Source organism: Catonella sp. (assembly GCF_052169795.1).
In the GTDB taxonomy this organism is placed as follows: Bacteria; Bacillota; Clostridia; order Lachnospirales; family Lachnospiraceae; genus Catonella.
On sequence record NZ_JBQNBU010000026.1, the window covers coordinates 24,034 to 31,215 of the forward strand.

The 7,182-nt window shown below is 34.5% G+C and carries 4 protein-coding genes and 1 riboswitch; of the genes, 3 read left to right on the top strand and 1 reads right to left on the bottom strand.

The window, feature by feature from the left end:
• The first annotated feature begins 111 nt into the window (after nucleotides 1-111).
• From ACTTKP_RS05780 to ACTTKP_RS05790, 3 genes are all read left to right on the top strand, one after another.
• On the top strand, nucleotides 112-3,015 hold the full coding sequence (locus ACTTKP_RS05780) for a fucose pyrophosphorylase domain-containing protein (protein WP_442552953.1): 2,904 nt from the start codon (nucleotides 112-114) through the stop codon (nucleotides 3,013-3,015).
• A gap of 123 nt (nucleotides 3,016-3,138) precedes the next feature.
• Nucleotides 3,139-3,396 (top strand): glutaredoxin domain-containing protein, encoded by a 258-nt coding sequence (locus ACTTKP_RS05785; RefSeq protein ID WP_442552954.1) that lies wholly within the window; start codon nucleotides 3,139-3,141, stop codon nucleotides 3,394-3,396.
• Nucleotides 3,397-3,458: 62 nt separating this feature from the next.
• Complete coding sequence (locus tag ACTTKP_RS05790) at nucleotides 3,459-4,265, top strand: class I SAM-dependent methyltransferase (protein WP_442552955.1); 807 nt, start codon at nucleotides 3,459-3,461, stop codon at nucleotides 4,263-4,265.
• A 72-nt stretch (nucleotides 4,266-4,337) separates the two neighbouring features.
• Here the strand turns inward: ACTTKP_RS05790 and ACTTKP_RS05795 are convergent, their stop codons facing one another.
• Entirely contained in the window at nucleotides 4,338-6,875 is a 2,538-nt protein-coding gene (locus tag ACTTKP_RS05795) for an LPXTG cell wall anchor domain-containing protein (RefSeq protein WP_442552956.1), read from the bottom strand.
• Between the two features lie 30 nt (nucleotides 6,876-6,905).
• Nucleotides 6,906-6,992: riboswitch (cyclic di-GMP riboswitch) on the bottom strand.
• Nucleotides 6,993-7,182 lie beyond the last annotated feature (190 nt).

Below are 7,182 nucleotides of genomic sequence, written 5' to 3' on the forward strand. Positions count from 1 at the left end.
GTTATATTATAGAGTATAGTAAATTTAATATTTACATCATATTATGATGTGGGTGTCAAAAGTGTATTAGGTGTCTGATTAGAGTTGGACAGGGAGAATAGGTATTGTACAATGAATAAAAGTATTTTTCTATCACAGTCGTATGAGGATGTATGGAATGATTACCAGCGTTCTATTAAGAGTAATACATTTCCGGTTTGGGATTATATTATTTTGACTGCTAGTAATAGTCATCAGGCAGAAAGTTTTGAAAAGCAGATAAGGTCAAGGCAAAATTATTTGCCTAAAAGGACAAAATTTAAAGTAATTCCGGATGAAGGAGGAGTTAGAGTTGGTTCAGGTGGAGCCACGCTATCAGTTTTAAAATGGATAAGGGAGCAGGAAGATAGTTTTAAGGGACTTCGTATCTTAGTAATCCATAGTGGTGGAGATTCTAAGAGAGTACCCCAATACTCAGTTCTGGGAAAGATTTTTTCAGCAGTTCCACACTGTCTTCCGGACGGGAGATCCTCCACTCTTTTTGATGAAGTTCTAATTTCCATGGCTTCCGTACCGGGAAGGATTCATGAAGGCATGGTGCTTTTGAGCGGCGATGTACTTCTGTTATTTAATCCTTTATTAATTGACTATAGTGGACATGGGGCAGCTGCTATAAGTTTTAAAGAAGAGGTAGAAGTGGGCAAAAACCACGGAGTTTTTCTAAAAGGAAGTGATGGAAAAGTAAAGGCATTTCTTCATAAGCAGACTGTTGAAACCTTGGAAGGGATGGGAGCTGTAAACGAAAGAGGAAAAGTGGATATTGATACCGGAGGAATTATTTTTGGAACAGATATTTTAGATGGTTTATATTCTTTAATAAGTACAGAAGATAATTTCAGTCAGGAAAAATACGATTCCCTTGTAAATAGTAGGGTAAGACTGAGCCTTTATGGAGATTTTTTATATCCTTTGGCTACAGATTCGACCTTAGAAGATTTTTACTTTGAAAAACCTGAAGGAGAGTTTAATGATGAATTAAAAGAGGCCAGAACTCTAGTTTGGAAGGCTTTGCATATATATTCTATGAAATTGCTCTGTCTTGCACCTTCTAAGTTCATTCACTTTGGGACTACAAGAGAAATCCTTAATTTGATGAATGAAGGAATTTCAGAATATAATGCACTGGGGTGGCATAATCAAATTAACTCTTCAGTAGGTTCTTTAGCAGGATACAATTCCGTAATCGCATCTAAAGCCAAAGTAGGAAAAGGATGTTATTTAGAAGCTTCGTATGTGCATGGCGAGGCTATAGTTGGTGAGGGCACGGTATTATCCTATATAGATATTCATAACGAAGTAATTCCGCCTAACTGTGTGTTGCATGGTGTAAAGCAGCTGAATGGAAAATTTATCTGCAGAATTTACGGTACAATGGATAATCCTAAAGAAAACCGATTATTTGGAAAAGAACTTAGAGGGAATTTGTGGTCTGATGGAGAAGAGTATTCTCTTTGGAATGCCAACATTTACCCTGAATGTGATACAATTGAACAAGCAATCTCAGAAGCATTAAAGCTTTATGAGGAAGTTAATTCCGGTAGGGAATTGAAGGCTAATGGAAAATCTCTGGCAGATGGTTTTAATGATGCCGACTCAACAGCTCTTTTAGACTGGAACAGGAGAATGACGGAACTTGTCGAAATGAATAAAATTGCTGAGCTGATTGAAAAAAACTCTTCGGTAAAGGAGGCAAGATTAAATCATCCTTTGACTAAGATTCAGTTAGAATGGCTCGAAAAGAGGATGAAAAAGCTTTCTGAGATAGAGAAGATGAGGCTATATTATTATGTGGGATATGCTCTTGATGATGAAAATATGATTTCTTCAGCTTTTTATTTTTTGTCAGATACAATTTTAGAGTATGTTTTAGATGGACTGAAAGTAAATTTAGAGGCTGAAATAAAATATGATTCTTATGAAGTTAATCTCCCACTCCGAATAAATTGGGCAGGTGGCTGGTCTGATACACCGCCTTATTGTAATGAAAATGGAGGAATTGTTTTAAATGCAGCAATCTTATTAAATGGGGAAAGACCGGTCAAGGTGAGGCTAAAAAAATTAAAAGAGAAGAAGATTATTTTTGAAAGCAGAGATATGGATGTATATGGAGAGTTTACTGAAATAGGAGAATTGCAAGCTGTAGGCAATCCTTTCGATCCTTTTGTGCTACAAAAAGCAGCCCTCCTTGCTTGTGGGATTATTCCTAAAAAAGGCGGCAATCTCGCTGTACTTCTCGATAGGCTGAAAGGTGGATTTTTAATGGAAACCGAGGTAACGGGAGTACCGAAGGGAAGTGGTCTTGGTACAAGCTCCATTCTTTCAGCAGCCTGTGTAAAAGCCCTGTTTCATTTTTTTGGAATAGATTATACAGATTCTGATATTTATGCACAGGTTTTGTGTATGGAACAGATTATGTCGACCGGTGGTGGATGGCAAGACCAGGTAGGTGGCGTTACAGATGGAATTAAGTATATCAGTACTAAGCCGGGGATGATTCAAGATATAAAGGTGCAGCCTTTGGTTTTAGAAGAAGAGATAATAAATCAATTGAATGATAGGTTTGTGCTTATTTATACAGGGTTAAGAAGGCTTGCCAGAAATTTACTAAGAGATGTGGTTGGCAATTACATAGGTAATAATAAAAATGCAGTAAATGCACTTAACGAGATACAGAAGATAGCAGTACTTATGAGGATGGAATTAGAAAGGGGCAATATAAATGAATTTGCAAGACTGCTAAGTATGCATTGGGAATTAAGTAAAGTAATTGATAAAGGATGTACGAATACATTAATTGAGCAGATTCTTGAAACGATTAGTGACCTGATTGAGGGCAAGATGATTTGTGGTGCAGGTGGCGGCGGATTTTTACAAGTAATACTGAAAGAAGGGGTAAAGAAAGAAGAGTTACAGGATAGGCTTAAGTTTGTATTTGATGACAGTGATATTAATGTTTGGGATTGCAGGATTTTGTAGTATGTTGAAGAGCATAGGTAAAGTCTTTGATTTGTGGCTGACAGTTTAAGAAACTACTTGTAATATGAAACGAAAAGTGATACAATTATATTGTAAACAATCTAATCTAATGGAGGTATTATTATGATAATGATGTATGGAACGGATCTTTGTCCGGATTGTGTGGCAGCTAAAAAGGCTCTTGAGGATAATGGTATAGATTATAAGTATATTAATATTACTGAGAGTTTAGGCTCAATGAAACAGTTTTTAAAACTTAGGGATACTAAGGAGGCATTTAGTGAAATAAGAGGCAGTGGAACTATTGGAATACCTGCACTCATCGTAAGTCCGACAGAGATAACACTTGACTGGATGGGATATATAAGAAGTCAGAAATAATTGAGGCTTAGTTAAAGGGTGGAATTATGGTTTCCATCCTTTTTTAATAGAAAGGCAGATTTATGGATAAATTTGAAGGAGTAGCCAATACTTTATTTGTGCCTTTGGTAGCAAGAATAGCAATATCAAAGGAATTTCCGGAGTATTTTTGTGATGAGAAGGCACTTGAGTTAGAGAAAAGTCTTCCTGAAAATGCCGCTAAGGGTTCATCACAGTACAGTAATTTAGCATCTGTGGCAAGGTATTATAACATGGATGAAATGGTAGAAAGATTTGTACATAAAAATTCGATTAGTAATATTGTATATCTTGGGGCAGGACTTGAAACAGCCTATGACCGTATGCAAGCTAAATTAGAAGATCAACAAGTGAATTGGTATGAGGTAGATTTGCCGGAAGTTATTGAAGTTCGAAAAAAGGTACTTGGTGAGTATGAAAATGAAACTCTGATTGCAGGAGATATGTTTAGCTTAACATGGATAAGTAAGCTGGATACAGCCTTGCCTACCTTGCTTGTAGTATCCGGTGTATTTCAGTATTTTCATGAGGAAGACATTATTAGATTTATAAGGGGATGTAAAGAAAAATTTGCAAATGGAGAATTGATTTTTGATGCAACTAGTAAAAGTGGACTGATTTTTACAAACTGGTTTATTAAGCGAACAGGTAATAAAACAGCTCTTATGTATTTTTATGTTGATGACAGCAATGGTTTTGCAAAAAAATGTGGAGTAACTCTACTTGAAGAACGAACCTTTTTTAACAAGGTATTTAAAATATTGGGAGCTAAACTAAAATTTTTTACAAAGCTTTCTATGAGGATAGCAGAGCGAAAAAAACAGGTAAAAATTTTACATTTGAAATTATAGTTTATACTTTGGTAAGACATAAAAATAGACTTTCGAAATTCGAAAGTCTATTTTTGTAAGTTAATTTACTATTTATTTCTCTCTAAATTTTTTAATTCCAAATGCAGAGAGAAGAAGTCCAAATAAGATATAGATGAATCCAAATGAACCACCTGTTTTAGGAAGTGTAGTTCCCAATGGTGTATCATCAGCATTTATATCAAGAGATTTTTCTTTCTTAGCAACTACTTTTTTCTTAGTTTTTACAGGAACTGGAACATCTTCAGCTTCGTCTACATCGTTATCTTTATCCATTACAGCAGTACCGAGAGCAGTATCATCATCTTCAATATCAATATTTTCATTGTTATCTTCGCTCTCTGTAGTTGGAGTTGTGGAAGCCTCTGCCGGTGCAGGAGATAAAGGAGTTGTATCATCCGGTATTGTTATGTTGCTTTCAGGTACTGTAGGCTCTGTAGCAACGATAGGTGTTGTAGGTGCTGTAGGTGCTGTAGGAATTGTAGGTGTTGTAATATTGTTGTTATTGTTATTATCGTTGTTATTGTTGTTATTATTGTTGTTATTATCGTTGCTGTTATTGTTGTTGTTATTGTTGTTATTGTTGTCGTTATTGCCGTTATTATTGTTGTTGTCGTTATTGTTATTGTTGTTATTATTGTTGTTATTATTGTTGTTATTATTGTTGTTATCGCCGTTATCGTTATTGCCGGATTTCTTTAACTGACCGTAGTAAGTTTTATCTGCAAGAATAGGCTCATTAACAACAGCAGGATTTGTGAATTTTTCATCCTCAAACCACTCATACTCGTTAACATCGAAAGTATCAACTAGTTTTTTAGAGTGTTCAAAACCGGTACCCATAGGAACAATAACATCCTGTTTATTATTCTCATTAACAAAGAAAGTAACCTTAACTTTTTGTGTTATTAATCTACCGTAGTAAGTTTTATTTGCAAGAATAGGTTCATTAACAACAGCAGGAGTATTAAAAGTATTATCCTCAAACCACTCATACTCGCTAACATCAAAAGTCTTAACTAGTTTTTTAGAGAATTCAAAACCGGCACCCATAGGAACAATAACATCCTGTTTATTATTCTCATTAACAAAGAAAGTAACCTTAACTTTTTGTGTTATTAATCTACCGTAGTAGATTTTCTCTGTAAGAATAGGCTCATTAACAACAGCAGGATTTGTGAATTTTTCATCCTCAAACCACTCATACTCACTTGTATCAAAACCATTCTCTACAGCTGCAGCGTTTGCATCAGTAAAAGTCTTTCCTTTTTCAATTGTAACGGTTTCTTTCTTTGTGTCATTTACATAGAAAGTAACATATACTTTTTCTATCTTTAACTTGCCATAATAAGTTTTCTTTTCATCTATTTTTTCAGTTTCATCGGTTACTTTATCAGTACAAGTACTATCCTTGTACCAGTCATACTTCTCAAAATCATCAAAATTCTTCAACGAATCTTTCGCATCTGCAAAAGTCTTTCCTTTTTCGATTGTAACGGTTTCTTTCTTTGTGCTATCTACAAAGAAAGTAACATCTACTTTTTCTTTCTTTAACTGACCGTAATAAGTTTTATTTTCATCTATTTTTTCATTATCATCAGCTAAATTAGTATAATTGTTATCTGTATACCAATCATACTTTTCTACATTGAGAAATGTGTTTTTTGCATTAATTTTTTTAGCAGTTTCATCAGCTAAATTAAATGCATCTTGTTTTTCAGCTTTAGCCTGTTTAAATGTACTTCCTTTATAAACCTTGAAACTATCGTCGGTATTTGGTCTATCCTCTGCTATAAATTTAACAGTAACTTCTTCCTGTTGTTCTTCCTGCTGCTCGCCATTATTTATATATTCATACTTAGCCACAAGCTTAACATTATCTGTTATAGGTTTTGTAAAATCAAATTTATCATTAGTACTTTTATCATACCAACCGATAAAGTTCTTACCCAAAATAGTTGGAGCATCCAGTTCAGGAACATTAGCATTCCAATCTAATTTTTCAGTCTTATAAAGCTGTTCCTTGCCATTTTCATCCTCAAGATAAAACTCAGCTTTTAACTTTAATTTGTATTCAAGAGAGCTGGATAAGATAATTTTATCCTTAACAATTCCTGTTTGTCCTTCTGCTAATATATAATCACTTATTTTACCAAATTCATTAGGAGTAGATCCTTCCCCTGCGACAAAGTCAAACTTTACATCAGTTGAATTTTGAGAGAATACACTTGTAATCAATTTGCCAAAACGAGTCTTTTCTATACCATTACGATAAACTATAATTTCTCCATTTTTAACGGTTATTAACGCTTTAGATAATCCGGTACCTTCTTCATCCTGATATCCGAGCCTTACTTTTAAGGTATATTTTTCTCCCTTGAAAAGTTCAAGCGGATCGCTTGCAGGCTTGTTACGATACCCCCCTCCGGTAATATCCACAAGAGTCATCTTTAAATTAGCTCCTGATCTTATCTGATTAGGTATTACTTCAGCATTAACAGGTGTCATATTAAAGAAGACAGATGTAAATGCTAAGACAAGCACCATCAAAAAACTTAGTCCCTTCTTCAAAAATTTCCCCCTCTTTTTCATAATAATCCTCCTTAAAATATTTAATGAGGATATGGCATCCTAACATTCATAGCTCATAAGAACCTTAGATTTAGGCTTTGCGCCCTGCAGTTTCCTAACAGTTAGCTCTTTTCACTATCCTTTTAAGTAAATGTTATAATAAGTGTACTACTTAAAGGTTACAAATTGGTTACAAAAAGGTAATAAATATACTATGCATTTTTGGGACATACAATTCCCATGAGATTTTCAATCATGCAGTGTAAGAGCCTGCTTCTTTCGTTATCAGCAGCCTTATAAAACATTTCTTTGCCGTTTCTTCGACCGG

Coding starts and splice junctions, on each gene's coding strand:
- ACTTKP_RS05785 (WP_442552954.1), top strand. CDS start 3,139: ATGATAATGATGTATGGAACGGATCTTTGTCCGGATTGTGTGGCAGCT.
- ACTTKP_RS05780 (WP_442552953.1), top strand. CDS start 112: ATGAATAAAAGTATTTTTCTATCACAGTCGTATGAGGATGTATGGAAT.
- ACTTKP_RS05790 (WP_442552955.1), top strand. CDS start 3,459: ATGGATAAATTTGAAGGAGTAGCCAATACTTTATTTGTGCCTTTGGTA.
- ACTTKP_RS05795 (WP_442552956.1), bottom strand. CDS start 6,875: ATGAAAAAGAGGGGGAAATTTTTGAAGAAGGGACTAAGTTTTTTGATG.